This is a genomic window from Campylobacter sp. BCW_4321, from assembly GCF_001763075.1.
In the GTDB taxonomy this organism is placed as follows: Bacteria; Campylobacterota; Campylobacteria; order Campylobacterales; family Campylobacteraceae; genus Campylobacter_D; species Campylobacter_D jejuni.
Genome location: NZ_MJYA01000020.1, coordinates 1 through 688 on the forward strand (window position 1 = coordinate 1; position 688 = coordinate 688).

At 30.7% G+C, this 688-nt stretch carries 1 protein-coding gene; it reads left to right on the forward strand.

Going from position 1 to position 688, the window contains the following annotated elements; genetic code table 11:
• Positions 1-688: bacteriophage T4 gp5 trimerisation domain-containing protein (locus tag AJN58_RS03765; RefSeq protein WP_070291988.1), on the forward strand; the 688-nt coding region annotated here is incomplete at both ends.

Here is a 688-nt window from a genome sequence, read left to right on the forward strand (position 1 = left end):
AAAGAACAAATTTATTTAAAAGCCCAAAAGGATTATGATGAATTAGTCCAGCATAATTTCACTCAAAGAATCTTAAATGATAAAGATTCTATAGTGGATGGAATTTATAATGAAAGGATTAAAAAGATTCATACTCAAACCATAGACTTAGCTAAAAATGTCAATGTAGGAGGAGAATACTTAACTAATGTAGGCTTATCTAAAGATACCATAGTAGGATTAAGCAATACCTTAAATGTAGGAGTAGATAATAAAGTAAGAGTGGCTAAAAACTCTCATGAATATGTAGGAGAAAACAAAGATATAGAAATAGGTGCTAATCAAAATACTATTATCCATAAAGATGAGATAAGAAATGTGAAGGGGAATAAAAAGGAAGTGGTTGAGGGGCATTATGATATTAATGTCAGTGATAAAATGCAAGTGTTAAGCGAGAAAGAGATGGATTATAAAAGCAAAGATAATATTCTTTTTACAAGTAATGAATCCATAGGATTTGAAAGTGATAAAAATACAAGCATGGTAGCTGATAATATCACAACTTATGCAAAAACTATTCATGAGTTAAAAGCCGATAGCGAGGCGACTATACAGGTAGGAGAAACAATTATTAATGCAAAACCTGATTGTGTTATCATTAAAGCAGGTGGAGTTGAAGTAACTATAGACTCTAATGGACTTGTGGTTA